13 protein-coding genes and 1 rRNA gene are annotated in these 15,320 nt (G+C 60.8%); 7 read left to right on the plus strand and 7 right to left on the minus strand.

Translation table 11 applies throughout. The annotated features are described in order from the left end of the window. The first annotated feature begins 15 nt into the window (after nt 1-15). The 3 genes from acpA to H043_RS0113180 all read left to right on the plus strand — a co-directional run bounded on the left by acpA (nt 16) and on the right by H043_RS0113180 (nt 3,703). Complete coding sequence (gene acpA, locus H043_RS0113170; protein ID WP_027612251.1) at nt 16-1,710, plus strand: acid phosphatase; 1,695 nt, start codon at nt 16-18, stop codon at nt 1,708-1,710. A 118-nt stretch (nt 1,711-1,828) separates the two neighbouring features. Continuing rightward, nucleotides 1,829-3,010 (plus strand): hypothetical protein, encoded by a 1,182-nt coding sequence (locus H043_RS0113175; RefSeq protein WP_027612252.1) that lies wholly within the window; start codon nt 1,829-1,831, stop codon nt 3,008-3,010. Nucleotides 3,011-3,187: 177 nt separating this feature from the next. Beyond that, nucleotides 3,188-3,703 carry an SET domain-containing protein-lysine N-methyltransferase gene (locus H043_RS0113180; protein WP_027612253.1) on the plus strand — a complete coding sequence of 172 codons (516 nt, stop codon included), beginning with the start codon at nt 3,188-3,190 and terminating at the stop codon, nt 3,701-3,703. A gap of 6 nt (nt 3,704-3,709) precedes the next feature. On the opposite strand, the gene can is transcribed toward H043_RS0113180, so the two are convergent. After that, complete coding sequence (can, locus tag H043_RS0113185; RefSeq protein ID WP_003228196.1) at nt 3,710-4,354, minus strand: carbonate dehydratase; 645 nt, start codon at nt 4,352-4,354, stop codon at nt 3,710-3,712. Between the two features lie 140 nt (nt 4,355-4,494). Between can and H043_RS0113190 the strand changes: the two genes are divergently transcribed. Beyond that, complete coding sequence (locus tag H043_RS0113190) at nt 4,495-4,899, plus strand: hypothetical protein (RefSeq protein WP_027612254.1); 405 nt, start codon at nt 4,495-4,497, stop codon at nt 4,897-4,899. Between the two features lie 112 nt (nt 4,900-5,011). Here the strand turns inward: H043_RS0113190 and rimI are convergent, their stop codons facing one another. Continuing rightward, complete coding sequence (rimI, locus tag H043_RS0113195; protein WP_027612255.1) at nt 5,012-5,464, minus strand: ribosomal protein S18-alanine N-acetyltransferase; 453 nt, start codon at nt 5,462-5,464, stop codon at nt 5,012-5,014. Continuing rightward, entirely contained in the window at nt 5,457-6,203 is a 747-nt protein-coding gene (locus H043_RS0113200) for a hypothetical protein (RefSeq protein ID WP_027612256.1), read from the minus strand. Before H043_RS0113200 ends, rimI begins: the two co-directional genes overlap by 8 nt. 233 nt (nt 6,204-6,436) lie before the next feature. Between H043_RS0113200 and mksB the strand changes: the two genes are divergently transcribed. From mksB to mksF, 3 genes are read left to right on the plus strand one after another with little or no spacing between them, the layout of a single operon-like run. After that, on the plus strand, nt 6,437-7,720 hold the full coding sequence (gene mksB / locus H043_RS0113205; RefSeq protein ID WP_047296550.1) for an Mks condensin complex protein MksB: 1,284 nt from the start codon (nt 6,437-6,439) through the stop codon (nt 7,718-7,720). Continuing rightward, entirely contained in the window at nt 7,710-8,411 is a 702-nt protein-coding gene (mksE, locus tag H043_RS0113210) for an Mks condensin complex protein MksE (protein WP_016773189.1), read from the plus strand. The genes mksB and mksE overlap by 11 nt, the downstream gene beginning before the upstream one ends. After that, nucleotides 8,408-11,248 (plus strand): Mks condensin complex protein MksF, encoded by a 2,841-nt coding sequence (gene mksF / locus H043_RS0113215; RefSeq protein ID WP_027612258.1) that lies wholly within the window; start codon nt 8,408-8,410, stop codon nt 11,246-11,248. The genes mksE and mksF overlap by 4 nt, the downstream gene beginning before the upstream one ends. 216 nt (nt 11,249-11,464) lie before the next feature. Here the strand turns inward: mksF and H043_RS0113220 are convergent, their stop codons facing one another. From H043_RS0113220 to rrf, 4 genes are all read right to left on the minus strand, one after another. Next, nucleotides 11,465-13,768, minus strand: a complete 2,304-nt coding sequence (locus tag H043_RS0113220; protein ID WP_027612259.1) for a PqiB family protein — start codon at nt 13,766-13,768, stop codon at nt 11,465-11,467. Further along, complete coding sequence (locus H043_RS0113225; protein WP_027612260.1) at nt 13,761-14,384, minus strand: paraquat-inducible protein A; 624 nt, start codon at nt 14,382-14,384, stop codon at nt 13,761-13,763. Before H043_RS0113225 ends, H043_RS0113220 begins: the two co-directional genes overlap by 8 nt. Next, nucleotides 14,371-15,030 (minus strand): paraquat-inducible protein A, encoded by a 660-nt coding sequence (locus H043_RS0113230; protein WP_027612261.1) that lies wholly within the window; start codon nt 15,028-15,030, stop codon nt 14,371-14,373. Before H043_RS0113230 ends, H043_RS0113225 begins: the two co-directional genes overlap by 14 nt. 150 nt (nt 15,031-15,180) lie before the next feature. After that, nucleotides 15,181-15,296: ribosomal RNA gene (gene rrf / locus H043_RS0113235) — 5S ribosomal RNA — on the minus strand. Between the last annotated feature and the right edge of the window lie 24 nt (nt 15,297-15,320).

Here is a 15,320-nt window from a genome sequence, read left to right on the forward strand (position 1 = left end):
AGAACGGGCTGACAGATGAAAGACGAGACAGACGGCACTGACGCACCTGAATCCGACACCCCCACCGACACCAGTCGCCGCCGCTTTCTCGGCGGTGTCGCCGTCCTCGGCGTGGGCGCGACCCTGGCCGGCTGCGGCAACGCCAGCGATCAACCGGGTAAACCAGTCGAGCGCCCGCTGACCCCGACCGAGCTGGACAAGGCCCTGCGCGATCAGGTGAAAACCGTGGTTGTGATCTATGCCGAGAACCGTAGCTTCAACAACCTGTTCGGTGATTTCCCCGGTGTCGAAAAGCCGCTGTCGGCGCTCAAGCCTGCCGATTACCAGCAACGTGACCGCGACGGCAGCCTGTTGCAGACGCTGCCGCCAGTCTGGGGTGGCGTGCTGCAGATCGGCCCGCAAACCCTCGATGGCGTGACCTACCCCAGCGCCACGCAGTTTCAGGAAAACCTGCCCAACGCGCCTTTCGCCCTCAAGGGCCCGAACGGCGAAGACTTGCCGTTCGGGCTGGTGACCCGCGATTTGTGGCACGTGTTCTATCAGAACCAGATGCAGATCAATGGCGGCAAGAACGATGGTTTTGTCGCCTGGGCCGACTCCGGTGGTTTGACCATGGGGCACTACGCCCAGAGCCGCTACTCGCTGCGCCTGTGGGATGTGGCGCAGGAATTCGTGCTGTGCGACAACTTCTTCCAGGGTGCCTTCGGCGGCTCGTTCCTCAACCACCAGTACCTGATCAGCGCCACCGCGCCGTTCTATCCGGATGCGGCCAATTCGGTGGCCAAATCACAGATCGCCGCCCTGCAAAGCGATGATCCGACTGACCCGCGCCTCAAGCCGCTGGAGGCATCGCCGGCCAGCGCCATGACCGGCCCGCCGCAGTTCGGCCCGAGTGCGCTGACCCCGGACGGCTTCGGCGTCAACACCCTCGCCCCGCCGTACTGGCCGACGTGGATTCGCGACCCGGAGCGTCCGGCGTACTCCAAGCCGGATCTGCCCAATGTGATGGTGCCGCAGACCCACGAGCACATTGGCGACAAGCTGTCGAAGAAGAATGTCGACTGGGCCTGGTACGCCGGCGCCTGGCAGGCGACGCTGGAGCAGTACAAGGACTCGGGCGGGATTCCGAAGATCCCCAACTTCCAGTACCACCACCAGCCGTTCAACTACTTCAAGCGGCAAGGCCCGGAGAACCCGCAAGAGCGCAACAAACGCCTGCGCGATGCCGGCCTGGGCGATGAGTCGAGCACCAACAAGTTCTTCGCCGATGCCGAGGCCGGCAAGCTGCCGGCGGTAACTTTCTACAAACCGCAGGGCAACCTGAACATGCACGCCGGTTATGCCGACGTGGCTTCAGGCGACCGCCACATCGTCCGCGCCCTGAAGGTGCTGCGCGAAAGTCCGCAGTGGAAAAACATGGTGGTGGTCGTGACGGTCGATGAAAACGGCGGCTGGTGGGATCATGTGGCGCCACCCAAGGGCGATCGCTGGGGCCCGGGGTCGCGGGTGCCGGCGCTGGTGGTGTCGCCATTCGCCCGCAAAGGCACGGTGGATCACACGGTTTACGACACGGCGTCGATCCTGCGCCTGATCACCCGAGTGTTCCAACTGGAAACCCTCGACGGCCTCAAGCAGCGCGATGAGGCAATGATCGCCCGTGGCCAGAAACCGATGGGCGATCTGACCAACGCCCTGCATTTTCAGGCCTGAAAACCCCGTCCTGCGGGCTGACGCAAAATTCCGTGAATGACAGCTTCTCTGTGCAACACGGCTGATCCAATATGAAGCGCCCCGAACCCGGGGAACCCACGCTGAAAAGGATCTGAGCATGTTCAAACTCGCAGGATTTACCCCCGCAGTTCTTACCCTCGCCGCGCTCACCCTGAGCGCGGCTGCCCACGCCGATGTCGACCTGAAGCTGGGCAGCACCGAGCGCGTCACCCGCCTCTTCGCCTACCCCAACAATTGCAGCGTGATCTGTTATCGCAACTGGTCGCTGGAGCAGACCGTCGCCCATTACCTGAGCCAGAGCGTGCAGCGCGATGGTTACAGCAATGCCAAGGTGTTGGTGAAGAACGATAACGGGCAGATTTACGCCGAGATCAGCGGCGTGCCCAAAGGTTACGACAAGCCGCTGTCGGCGCTGCTCGATGCCGGTGATCTGGCCTATAACGGCGCCAGCAAGCTCAATGCCGATGGCAAATGGGCGTACAGCTGGTATCTGTTCCTGCCGCTGGGCATGGCCCTGGAAAACCGCAAGAGCGTCGAACTGCTGCACTTCCCGCCGGACTATTCGCTGACTCAGGCGCAGGATTACCTGCGCTCGAACACCACCGACCGCTGGGCCACGCTGCTGACCGTCAACGGCATTCCGGCCGAGCAGACGCCGGCCTATCAGACCATCATCGACATCGCGCCAATCGCCGCGCCGTCCAACGCCGGTAGTGATCTGGAGGGCGTCTACGACTACTTCAAGGATTATCAGACCACGCTGGTCAAGCAGTTCAGCCAGACCAGCGCCGGCACCACCCTGCCGATGGTCGCGTTCGGTGCGCCGGTGCGTAACTGGATCAAGCAGCAATACGGCCCGACCGTGGCCGTATTGGGTCTGGCGACCATCAGCCCGAGCGCGGGGGTGAACGTGCCGGTGCTGGGATCGAACCATCCGAGCTACATCTGGTACGCCGCCGACCCGGCCAGCTATGACGGCGATGAGGCCAAGGCCGATGCCGCCGGTTTGAAGGTCATGGGTCAGGACTTGAGCGCCGCTTGCTGGCAAGCCGGGATGGGCAGTAAACCGGGCACCGATGCGAAAGCCCTGCTCAACAGCTGCACGCAGACCTGGCAAGTGACGCAAAAGGGCAAGACCTGCGAACTGTTCTACACCTCGATCCGCAACCTGACCCCGGCACAGGCCGCCGCCAAGTGCTCGACCACGCCAATCAAGGCCCAGTTGCAACAGCTTCAGGGCGAATTGCCGGCCACCGCCGTTCCTGCACCACACCTCTGATCCGCTGAAAAAGCTTCCCGTGTCAGTCAATGCTGACGCGGGGAGCAGCCAATCACGCCTGTCAGATCTGACAGTAGACAGTTTGAGGGATACACCGGAATATTGGATCCAAACATGTTGCAGCGCTGACAGGACGTCAGACCAGGGAAGTCGCAGCATTTGCCGACAGGGACCGTTATGAATAATCAGGCCCATCAACACAACATCCCACGCGACGCCCCCGGCATCTACCCGTTTGCCGGATTGCCGGTGCGTCTGGGTTTCCCATCCACCGAGGATTTCGAGATTGTGCAGGACCACCATGGTCACGCGGCAGTGGTGGCGCGCCGGGCGTTCTTGCGCATCACCCGGATGTGTCGGGTTTCCGGGCAACTGCTGCCCTATCGTTGTCGACAGACGCGCCAGTTACTGGCCGGCATCCATCTCTACGACCCGCGCTTTTGCGGGTTGCTCGAACACGCCTGCGATCCGAATGTGTTTCTGGACATGAGTGAGCTGTGGCTGTGGGCACTTCGCGACATTCAGCCGGGTGAACGCCTGACCATCGACTTCGCCGCCACCGAAGACCGTTTGCTGCAACAGTTCGCCTGCACCTGTGGCTCGCCGCGCTGTCGTGGGTGGATCACCGGCTACGATGAGCCACCCAGTATCGAGGGCCAGCACTTTCTGCAGCACTGGCGGCATCCACACTGATCGGGATTACAACGCCCCGACCGGACGCAGACGATATTGCGGCGGCAGTTGCTCGAAACCGCTGATGGTGGTGTTCAGGCTTTTCCAGCGACCGTCCTTGATGCCGTAAATGCAGCCGTGAATCGACAGGCTCTGGCCGCGGTGCCAGGCGTTCTGGATGATGCTGGTGTGGGCGACGTTGGCCACTTGCTGGACGACGTTGAGCTCGCACAGCCGGTCGACCTGTTCTTCCTCGGTCGGCAGCTTGGCCAGTTCTTCTCGTTTTTCGTAATACAGGTCACGGATCGAGCGCAGCCAGCCATCGATCAGACCGAACTGGCGATCCTGCATCGAGGCGCGCACACCGCCGCAGCCATAGTGGCCGGTAACCAGGATATGTTTGACCTTGAGCACATCAACCGCGTACTGGATCACCGACAGGCAATTGAGGTCGGTGTGCAGCACCACGTTGGCGACGTTGCGGTGTACGAACAGATCGCCCGGCAGCATGCCGACGATCTCGTTGGCCGGCACCCGTGCGTCGGAGCAGCCGATCCACAGATATTCCGGGGTCTGCTGGCGCGCCAGCTTGGCGAAGAAATCCGGGTCTTCCTTGGTGATCGCGTCAGCCCAACGCTCGTTGTTATCAATCAGGTCTTGTAAGTCGTGCATGGTTAAGGCCTCAAGAAAGATGCGCTGGTATGACAGACGACCGCCCGTCGGGGTCACGCAAGAACCGCAGGTGTTTTTCTTTGGAATTCTCGGGTGCCCGGTGAGTCCACTCAGTAAGGCCCACAGTATGAGGATTTGCCATGACTGATTCACGACGTCCGTTCGATGCGGTGCAACCGGAACCCATCGATGACAACGAAGACCGCATGGGCTCTGTGCATGAGCTGGATTTCGATGAAGACGAACCCAGCGCGAAAATCGGTGACGAGATTCCGGAACGTGAACGCGAGCAACTGATGCCCGCTGAACGGGTGCGCGAGGCCGGGCTTACCGGTGCATCGACGGCTGATCATGAACCGACCGACGATGACTTGAGCCCGGAAACACTGATTCACGAGGATGGCGCACGCGATGCCGAAGAGGCTGGCGAGGGCAATCAGGCCGATTGGGATCTGAGCATTGTCGATGAGGATGACATCGGCGGCGGCAATGGTCTGGATGAGGCGGAGCTGGCGCGGCGAGATCCGCTGGATGGCAATCGCTGATCTGTATTGCCTGTAAGGAAGCCTTCGCGAGCAAGCCAGCCCCCACAGGGAATTGAGACTCGGCTCAAAACCAATGTGGGAGCGGGCTTGCTCGCGAAGCTTTTAAACAAGATCAGTCGACCAGGGTGCAGGCCATCACTACGGCGTCTTCGCGCCCGCCCACCGCCGGATAATAATCGCGACGCCGGCCAATCTCATTGAAACCATAGCGCTCATACAACTTGAACGCTGCGGTATTGCTGTCGCGCACTTCCAGGAAGCATTCCCGGGCAGAGGCCGCATACGCCCGCGACATCAGATGCTCGAGCAGCGTCAGCCCCAGCCCCCGTCCCTGATTCTCCGGTTTGACCGTGATATTCAGCAGATGCGCCTCGTCGAGAATGATCTGCACCACGCCATGGCCGACCTGTTGCTGGCCTTCGAACATCAGCCAGATCTGGTATTTGCCCAGCCCGTCGAGAAAAATCCCGCGGGTCCAGGGATGGCTGTACGCCGCGTATTCGATCTTCAATACCGCGTCCAGGTCCGCCTCGGTCATCGGGCGGAACGATACAGCTTCACTCATTCGATGGTTTCCAGCGCGCCATCAGCCGACGCATGGCTTGCCACACAGCGGCTTTGCGCTGTGGCTCTTCCATTAACAATTCCAGACCGGGAATGGCCCAGGCCAGGCCCAAGCCCTCGATCTGCAACTCACTGTTGAACGCTTCAGCGTCCGCTTCACCGGCAAAGCGCACCGCCGGCAGGCCAATCAACCACAGGCAGGCGCAAGGTGCCGCTTCCATCTGTACCGAGAGGAAACCCTGAACGAAGTCGCGTGCCGCTTCCGGACCTTGATCCATGGTTCCGCGGTTCAGCCACGGCCAGCGCACCGGTTCGCCGACAATTTGTGGCGCATCCGGCAGACCGGCGGCGCGCAACATGTCTTTAAGCAGCAGATAGGCCGGATCGCGGCTCTGGAACGCTTCGCCTGTGGGTAACTCGACCAGCAGCAGGCAAGCCCCGGCGCGCAGCAACTGCAGGGCAAAACGCGGTGGCGGCACGGGCGCGGGTCTGGCGACAACTGGCGCCTCCTCGACCTCTTCCACCGGTTTGGCGCCATTGCGGGTACTGGCGAGCGACGGGCGCGGCACTTCGATCTTCGGCCGTTCGACCGGACGGGCGGCAGGCTGCACCGGAGCTTCGGCCTGCACAACCGGCATCACCACGACCTCTGGTTCAGGCTCGGGCATGTCCAGCAGCTCGGGCCGCGACGGGGCGGCGAAAGGCAATTCGGTGCGCGGCAGCCAGTTGACCACCTGCATGGCGTTCAAATAGGCGCGGCGGCGGGACTCGATAAGCAAAGGGTCGGCCACTTGTGGATAACTGAAGTGGGCTGATTCTACAGCCCTTCGTTCAAGATCGCTTGCTGTTGATCGATAGCCTTTACCTGGGCTCGCTCCCTGAGAAAATGCGACAGCCCGTCCCGAGAGTGAATCGCATCCCTCGTGATGCAGTACAATCGCGGCTTTTAATCGCCAACCAGCCGGCCATTCCGATGATCGAACCCAAGCGCGTCTTGCGCGCCCTCGCTGAACACTGGGCACTTCTGGAGCCACTGTGCGAGCACTTCGACCAGGGCACCCTGAGCCTCAACGAACTGCGCACGCAACTGGCCGCCCAACAACTGGACAGCACGCCGCAGGACATCACCAGCCTGCTCGACGTGTGGATTCGCCTGGACATTCTGGTGCCCGTGGCGAAAAGCCCGAACCGTTTCGAGCTCAACGCGCAGATCCACGACTTCCTCGCCTACCTGCGCCGTGAGCACCGTCTGGGCCTGTGCCTGGAAATCGAAGCCTACTTGCGTCACCTCGAACGTCTGGCCGGCTACATTCAGGACGCGTTCGATGTGCGCGACGGCAACGATCTCGCCCGTCAGCTGCGTTTGCTCGACATGCGCGTGCGCGACGTGCTGAAGAAACTCGACAACGACGAGCAGGCACTGGTCGCCGTGGCCGAACGGGCCAAGACCAGCGACCGGCAGATTCCGCTGCGTCAGCGATACGCCGAAGTGCTGGCGACCTGGGACGAATACGTCGAGCCGATGATCGACCTGGTGAACGCCGACGGCGCCTTCGAACAAGGCGTGCGCAAGGTCGAAACCGTGCTGCTGAAGATGCTCAGCGAACAGCAGCGCCTCGGTCATCTGGTCGATGACGACATGCTGCTGCGCACCCACGCGCGCATCCTCGAAATGCAGACCAGCGCCCAGTTGACCCTGCGCCACGCCCGCGAACTGCTGCTGCCGCTGCGTGAAGAGGCGCGCCGGCACAACGCCGTGACCCGTGGTGCAGCGCTGGCGCTGGCGGCGATTCGCCGCAAAGGCATCGACGCCGTGCCGCAAGCGGCGATGCCTCTGTTCACGCGGCCGCAAAGCACCTTCCTCGGCAGCGCCAGTCAGGTCGAGGCCTACGTCTACGCCCTGGCGCGTTTCGAGCCGAAACCGGCGCGCTTCCCCAAGGCGCACAAGACCCAGAAATCCGGCGATGCCCCGCGTGCACCGCGCACCGTGCGCGAGATGGTCGAGCGTTGCGAAGAGTCCCTGCCGATGCCGGATCTGATGACTTGGTTGCTGGAGCAGGAACCGGACGGCGCCACCGACGAATTGCTCTACTGGTTCTCGCGTCTGTCGCGGGAAAAACGCTTCACCCGCGAGCGTCTGGAACGCCGCGAATACCACACTCACGAGCATCAGGTCAGCCTGCGCTCCTTCGCCCTGCTCTCGGCCCGCGACCCTGCCGCCGCCGAGGATTCTGCGAGCATCCCCAATGCATCTTGATCTATCCGAACTGTCCCAACTGGCGCCGATCTTCCGCGAGCTGTTCAAGGGCTATCACGTCAGCCGCCGCGACCCGGAACTGTACGCGCAACTGTCGAACTTCCAGGATCAATACCGCACGCTGTTCAAGGCACTCGGCTTCGAACTGGTCTGCGACACCCGTGGTTTCTACTACTTCGTGCCGGACATGGCCGCTGCGGCGGTGAACAAGACCGCTCAGCGCCTGGCGCTGTTCACCTTCATCCTCGTCGAGCATCTGGCCGATCAGGGCCGCGATCCGATCGCCGTGCTCGACGGTGGCAGCCTCGGCCGTGAAGAACTGCCGTCGTTGCTGGACAAATACCGCGACCTGTTCATCCAGGCCGAAGTGCAGACCGTCGAAGAACTCGAAGAAAAAATCATGCGCCGCATGACTCAGCTCGGTTTCGCCGGTGAAGAAAACGGCGTGTACCGTTTCCTGCCGCCGATGCACCGTTTCCTCGATGTGTGCCTGTCGGTGCAGCAGGACCGCGATCTGGCAGCCAGCGTGCACAGCGTGCTGCCGCTGCCGGCACCGGTGCTGATCGACGAAGAAGCCGAAGCCAAATTCCTCGAGACCGACGATCCGCTCGATCTCAGCGAATTTGAAGAAGAGAGCGAAGAAGACGCACTGGCCCGCGCCATTGCCGAAGAACAGGAGTCCGATGCATGAGCCAGGAACGCTACGGCATCCGCCGCTTTGCCCTTTTGAACACCGCCGGTTACAGCCTCGGCCTGTTCCCGCTGGAAGAACCGTTGTCGGTCTACGGCGCGAACAACCTCGGGAAATCGGCGTCGATCAACGCCTTGCAGTTCCCGATTCTGGCGCGCATGTCGGACATGAGTTTCGGCAAGTACAGCCTGGAGCAATCGCGGCGTTTCTACTTCGCCTCCGACACCAGTTACATCCTCGTCGAAGTCAATCTACCGCACGGCCCGCACGTGATCGGCGTGGTCGGCCGTGGCCCGGGCGGTGGTTTCGGTCACCAGTTCTTCGCCTACGCTGGCAAGCTCGACCTGGCGCATTACCAGAAGAACGACACTTGCCTGCGTCAAAAAGAACTGTTCAGCAACCTTGAGAAAGAAGGCCTGAAAGCCTACGAACTCAAGCCGGACGAACTGCGTCGTTTGCTGGTGGGCGGGCACACCTCGATCCCGCTGGATCTGACCCTGATTCCGCTGCGCTCCACCAGCGAGCAGAGCCTGAAGACCTTCCGCGCGCTGTTCATCAACCTGCTGCACATGCGTGAAATCACTGCGGCCAAGCTCAAGCAGTTGTTCCTCGATGCCTTCGAGCACAGCCTGCGTTCCGGCAGCGTCGACTACATCGCCGCGTGCGAAGAAGCCTTCCGCGATGTGCGCCGGATGGAGCAGGACTACAACTCGCTGGTCGCTGCCGGCCCATTGGTCGAAGCTCTGGCCAACGGCGTGAAACAGCGCGATGTGCTGCGTGGCAAACTGCATCGCCTGTCGCCGCTGCTCGATTCGTTACTTGGCACCTGGTCGGATTACGCCACGGCACGCAAGGAAGAGCTGACGATTCAGGCCGAGCACTACCGTCGCGAGCAGGACGATCTGCAAAACGATCAGCGCGGTGGCACGCAGGAACTGATGCGCCTGGAGCGGGAAATCTCGGGCATCCAGCGCTGGCTCGGCGAGTTGTCGGTGCTGAAGAACCGCTTCGCGCTGGTCGATGACGTCAAAGTGCTGGAGCAGCAACTGCTCGCCGCCAAGGACGCGCACGACGAACTGGCCGGTGCGCTGGCACAGTCCCGGCAGTTCAGCGCCGAGGATCTGGAAGAGCGTCTGCGCGATCTGGAAAAACGCCTGAAGTCGGTGAAGCAGCAACTCGATCACGCCGACAACAACAGCTACGCCCGCCTGCGTGAAGAATTCTCGCAGCAGGACGTCGAGCGCCTGATGCGCCTGTTCAACAGCGCGCTGTTCAGCCTGCCGCTGGGCGAGCACGGTATCACCCTCGACGAGAATGGCGAGTGGGTCAAATCGGTCGAGCTGATTCTCGACGGTTTCAAGGGCGAGCGCTTCGAAGTGCCGGGGCTGTCGATCGACATCTCGCACATCGAGCCGCCGGCTCTGCAAGCGCTGGCCGACCGCGCCGCGCTGCGTGACCAGAAAGAGCGTCTGGAAAAAGAACTCAAGCAACTCAAGACCCAGCAGGCCGTGGCCGCCGACCGCGCCGCGAGCAAGACCCAGACCGAAGCGCTGTACCAGCAAGTGCTGGATGCGCAGAAAGCCCTGGAAGATTTCCGTCGCACCCAGACCTTGAGCGCCGAAGAAGGCGACAAGCTTGAGCAACTGGCGCAGATGGAAGCCGCGCAGGACGAACTCAAGCGCTCCAGCGATGCGTTCACCGAGCGCGTCCAGCAACTGTCGGCCAAGCTGCAACTGGTCGGTCGGCAGATCGCCGACATGGAAGCCAAGCAGCGCACCCTCGACGACGCCCTGCGCCGCCGTCAGTTGCTGCCGGCGGACCTGCCGTTCGGTACGCCGTTCATGGATCCGGTCGATGATTCGATGGACAACCTGCTACCGCTGCTCAACGACTATCAGGACAGCTGGCAAGGCTTGCTGCGCGCCGACGGTCAGATCGAAGCGCTGTACGCGCAGGTGCGCCTCAAGGGCGTGGCCAAGTTCGACAGCGAAGACGACATGGAGCGCCGTCTGTCGCTGCTGATCAACGCTTACGCGCACCGTACCGACGAAGCCCTGACGCTGGGCAAGGCCCGGCGTGCGGCGGTCACCGACATCGCCCGGACCCTGCGCAACATCCGCAGCGACTACGACAGCCTCGAGCATCAACTGGCGCTGTTCAACCGCGAGATCAACAAGCGTCAGGTCTCCAACCTGCAGAGCTTCCGCATCGTCCTGGCGCCGAACAAGGAAGCGCTCAAGCACATCGACCAGATCATCCACAGCGCCGGTCAGTACGAAGAAGGCGAAACCCTGTCGGTGTTCGATCTGAGCCAGAGCGCCGAACAGGACAACAAGAACGAAGAGGCCAAGGAGTACCTGGCGCGGCTGGTGGCGGCGAACCACAACCAGCTCGGTCTCAAGGACTTGTTCGAGCTGGCGTTCGAGATCACCAAGGTCAACGGTCAACCGGTGATTCACACCGACATCGACGGCGCGGCCTCCAACGGTACGACCATGACCATCAAGGCGCTGACCAACATGTACTTGTTGCTGCACTTGATGGATCGCGACTTGGCCGGTCGCGTGCGCCTGCCGTACTACCTCGACGAGGCGGCGGACATCGACGAGAAAAACCAGGCAGCGCTGCTGGAAACCAGCCTGCAATTGGGCTTCGTGCCGATTCTGGCGAGTGTGAAGCCGCAGGTCTGCGCCAGTGTCGCCATCGACCTGGAGGGCGGCAGCGGCCCGGCGGGGATCTACATCGACGAGGCGGACTGGAAGTACATCCGCCGGCATGATGTGGTGAAGGCCACCGTCAATGTGCAAGCCGATGAGCCGGAGCTGGATGAGGTTTGATCGACTTTAGCTGAAAACCAAAAAGGGCCGCGATCTGTTGGGATCGCGGCCCTTTTTTATGGCTGGGAATTTGTGCTGAGCTTTGAGGCCTCTTCGCGAGCAGGCTCGCTCCCACAGGAATTAGCGTCGAACTTGATTTTTGTGTACACCACCCATCCACTGTGGGAGCGAGCCTGCTCGCGAAGGCGTCCTCCCAGACGCCACATCAATTCCGGATTACTTACCGAGCGAAATCTTCGGCGCCCAGGTCAGCCACTCATCCTCGAACTTGTCGAACAACGGGAACGTCTGCTCAGCCCGTGCCGGGGTGCCCATGCGCTCACCGTCCGGCGTAGCGAAGGCGATACCACCCTGAATCGCTGTCTCCAGCGACTCCGTGCGTACCGTCAGACCATTGAACAGACCGATGTCGAAACCGACACCACTGGTGTTCCAGAATCGGCTGCCGCTGCGCACCAACGGCGCGTATTTCGGCTCGATCAAAATGTGCACCAACACGCGATCAGCGGTCTGGCCCAGCTCATAACCGGTGACCTTGCCCACGGTGATTTCGCGGTAGGTCACGGGTACGCCCGGTTTCAGCGAGCCACGGCGCGCGGCGCTCAACACCAGACTCAATCCAGCCTCCTGCTTGCTCACTTCCGGCGGACTGGCCAGCGCAACGAAGTTCTTCTGCGGGCCGAGATTTTTCGCCGCCGGCTGCACTTCCACATATTGCCCGGTGACCAGGGTTTCCAGATTCTGGGTCTTGATCAGCCCCAACTCCGGCTTGACCACCCAGAACTGACTGCCGACCCGCGCAATGCGCTCCGGTACTTCGGTGATCCGCGCGGTAATCATCACGGCTTGCAAATCGTCGGTCAGATCGACGTCTTCAATCTTGCCGACATCCAGGCCTTTGAAACGAATCGGTGTGCCCGGACGCAAACCATCGGCGCGGTCGACCTTGATCGTCACCAGCGTGCCTTTCTGGTTGGCTTCATCATGGTTGGCGAACAGACGGAAGCGTGGAATACGCTTTTGCAGCGGCGCCTTGGCTTGCGGTGTTTCGAAAGCAATACCGCCGGCCATCAATGTCTGCAAAGACTCGCTCTTCACTTGAATACCACCTGTCAGACCACCGGTGAGGGTGATGCCGCTGACATTCCAGAAGCGTGTCGACGCGTTGACCAGGTTTTCGTACTCCTTCTCGATATGCACGCCAATGACGATTTGCTTTTTGGTCTTGGAGAACTGATAGCTCTGTACCGAACCGACCTTGACCTGTTTGTACAGAATCGGACTGCCGACTTCGATCGAACCGAGAACATCGGTGAACAGCACCAGGTGCAGACCCGGCGAACGCAGATCCAGCGGCGGCGCTTTTGGCCGCGCCTCGAATTCGCGTTTCGGCGCGGCACCTTTGTCGCCCGGACGCACGGCAATGTAGTTACCTTTCACCAACGCTTCGAGTCCGGTGATACCGGCCAGGGAAATCGACGGTTTGACCACCCAGAACTGCGTGCCTTCGACCAGATAGTCTTCGGCCAGAGGATCGAGCGTCAGCTCGGCGGTGGCGCTGTTCAGATCCGGATCGATTTTCAACGCTTTCATGTTGCCGACCTGAATGCCCTTGTACATCACCGGCGTACGGCCGGCCTGCAAGCCTTCGAAGTCACTGAGTTTGACCTTGACCCGAATACCGGCAGCGGCGGCGTCGAAGTCCTCATAGAGACGGAACGGCAGGCTTGGATCGGTGGGCGGACTGTCCTTGCGATTCTCTGGTGTGGCGAAGGCGATACCCCCGGCGACGATGCTCGCCAGAGATTCGCTGCGTACCTTCACCCCGGACAGGTTGGCGTCGATGCTGATGCCGCTGGCATTCCAGAAACGTGTGTGTTTGCGCACCAGTTTGGCGTAGGTCGGCTCGATGAACACTTTGAGCTCAACGGTGCTCTGGTCTTCAGACAGCACGTAGCTTTTGATCTGACCGACTTTGATCTGCTTGTAGAACACCGGACTGCCGCGGTTCAGCGAACCGAGGCGATCGGCCTTGATCGTCAGGTGCAGGCCGGGCTTGGAGTCCGATAGCGGCGGCTCTTCGGCCAGCGCCTTGAACTTGCGGGTCGGCTCGCCTTCACCGGGACTGATGGCCACGTAGTTACCTGAAACCAGGGTTTCCAGACCGGTGATGCCGGCCAGGGTCACGCTCGGTTTCACCAGCCAGAAGCGCGTGCTGGTCTTGAGGTATTGCTCGACGTCCTTGTTCATCTCGACGGTGGCAATCACCCCTTTGGAATTGCCCTCGTCATCAAGTTTGAGCGTCTTCACCTTACCTACCGGCATGCCCTTGTAGACCACTTCGGTCTTGTTGGCCTGGATGCCTTCACCGCTTTCGAAACGCACCTGAATCTCGATACCGGTTTCGTTATAGGCACGCCAGCCGAGCCAGCCACCGATGATCAGGGCAATCAGAGGCAGTACCCAAATGGCAGACCAGTTCGAGGCCGGTCGAGTTTTCGCTACAGGCAAATCAGTCATGGTCGTCGTCCGACTCCGTGTTATCCCAAATCAGTCGGGGATCGAAAGTTACTGCGGCAAGCATCGTCAGAATCACCACACTGGCGAAGGCGATGGCGCCAAGGTTGGCTTCGACACTGGCAAGCCGGCCGAAGTTGACGACCGCCACCAGAATGGCGATCACAAAGATATCGAGCATCGACCAGCGACCGATGAACTCGATGAAGCGGTACATCCAGATCCGCTGCCGCGCGGACAACGGCTGACGCCGCTGCACCGAAAACAGCAGCAGTGCGATGCCCACCAGTTTGAAGGTCGGCACCAGAATACTGGCGATGAACACCACGGCGGCAATCGGGATCATGCCGTGCTGCACCAACTGGATCACGCCGGACATGATGGTGCTGGGATCGCCCTGCCCCAGCGAACTGACCGTCATGATCGGCAACACATTGGCCGGGATGTAGATAATCGCAGCCGTGATCAGCAGGGCCCAGGTTCGGGCCAGACTGTTCGGACGACGAGCGTGAACCAGCGCACCGCAGCGGGTGCAGGTCTGCTCGTCGGTGTCCGCATCCCGTTTGTTCAATTCATGGCATTCGGTACAGATCAGAATGCCCGCATCAATCGCCCGCATGGGCATCCTCTCCTGATAACGCCTGCCAGATCTGATGCGGTGACATCACCACTTCCAGCCAGACCTGAACCAACAACAAACCGATGAAACACGCCAGACCGAGGCCGACGGTGATGGCCGCCATGTCCGCCAGTTTGACGATCGCCACGAGGACGCCCATGAGGTAGACCTCGAGCATTCCCCAGTCTTTGAGGTGGTGATAAATGCGGTAGAGCAATAAGCCGTAACTGCGTCCGACGTTGAATCGAATCGTCAGCAAAACGAATAACTGGCACAGCAACTTCAGCAACGGAATAGCCATACTGCACAGGAATACAACGATCGAAACGCCCTGCATGTCCGTATTGAACAAGCCGAGCACGCCGCTCCACACCGTATCCTGCGAAGATTGTCCGAGGATATTGAGTTGCATGATGGGTAAAAAGTTTGCCGGGATGTACAGCAATAATGCTGCGATCACCAAGGCAAGGCTGCGCTGCACCACATTATGGCGATGGGCGTACAACTCGTAACCGCAGCGCGGGCAGAGTGCTTTCTCGCCATGGGCGAGCTTGGGCTTGCGCATCAGCAGGTCGCACTCATGACAGGCCACCAAGTCTTCCAGCGGTAAATCTGACAGCCCTTGGGCGTCAACCGGATCTGACATAAAGGCTCTGGCTCCGAAAAAGATGGGGGTTATTCTAGTGTTCTGATTCGAAAATAACTGTGCAAAATTGTTCGCTGCCTAAGTAAAAATACTTTCCTGCGGGCAAAACAAAACCCCAACTGCTTTCGCAATTGGGGTTTCGGAATTTAATCTTGACGATGACCTACTCTCACATGGGGAAACCCCACACTACCATCGGCGATGCATCGTTTCACTTCTGAGTTCGGGATGGGATCAGGTGGTTCCAACGCTCTATGGTCGTCAAGAAATTCGGGTACTGACTCGTGACC

Origin of the sequence: Pseudomonas sp. URIL14HWK12:I6 (genome assembly GCF_000514195.1) — a bacterium.
Lineage (GTDB): Bacteria > Pseudomonadota > Gammaproteobacteria > Pseudomonadales > Pseudomonadaceae > Aquipseudomonas > Aquipseudomonas putida_A.

Excerpts from the sequence above, each read along its gene's own strand:
- acpA (WP_027612251.1), top strand. The coding sequence starts at position 16 with ATGAAAGACGAGACAGACGGCACTGACGCACCTGAATCCGACACCCCC.
- H043_RS0113175 (WP_027612252.1), top strand. The coding sequence starts at position 1,829 with ATGTTCAAACTCGCAGGATTTACCCCCGCAGTTCTTACCCTCGCCGCG.
- H043_RS0113180 (WP_027612253.1), top strand. The coding sequence starts at position 3,188 with ATGAATAATCAGGCCCATCAACACAACATCCCACGCGACGCCCCCGGC.
- can (WP_003228196.1), bottom strand. The coding sequence starts at position 4,354 with ATGCACGACTTACAAGACCTGATTGATAACAACGAGCGTTGGGCTGAC.
- H043_RS0113190 (WP_027612254.1), top strand. The coding sequence starts at position 4,495 with ATGACTGATTCACGACGTCCGTTCGATGCGGTGCAACCGGAACCCATC.
- rimI (WP_027612255.1), bottom strand. The coding sequence starts at position 5,464 with ATGAGTGAAGCTGTATCGTTCCGCCCGATGACCGAGGCGGACCTGGAC.
- H043_RS0113200 (WP_027612256.1), bottom strand. The coding sequence starts at position 6,203 with ATGCAGGTGGTCAACTGGCTGCCGCGCACCGAATTGCCTTTCGCCGCC.
- mksB (WP_047296550.1), top strand. The coding sequence starts at position 6,437 with ATGATCGAACCCAAGCGCGTCTTGCGCGCCCTCGCTGAACACTGGGCA.
- mksE (WP_016773189.1), top strand. The coding sequence starts at position 7,710 with ATGCATCTTGATCTATCCGAACTGTCCCAACTGGCGCCGATCTTCCGC.
- mksF (WP_027612258.1), top strand. The coding sequence starts at position 8,408 with ATGAGCCAGGAACGCTACGGCATCCGCCGCTTTGCCCTTTTGAACACC.
- H043_RS0113220 (WP_027612259.1), bottom strand. The coding sequence starts at position 13,768 with ATGACTGATTTGCCTGTAGCGAAAACTCGACCGGCCTCGAACTGGTCT.
- H043_RS0113225 (WP_027612260.1), bottom strand. The coding sequence starts at position 14,384 with ATGCGGGCGATTGATGCGGGCATTCTGATCTGTACCGAATGCCATGAA.
- H043_RS0113230 (WP_027612261.1), bottom strand. The coding sequence starts at position 15,030 with ATGTCAGATCCGGTTGACGCCCAAGGGCTGTCAGATTTACCGCTGGAA.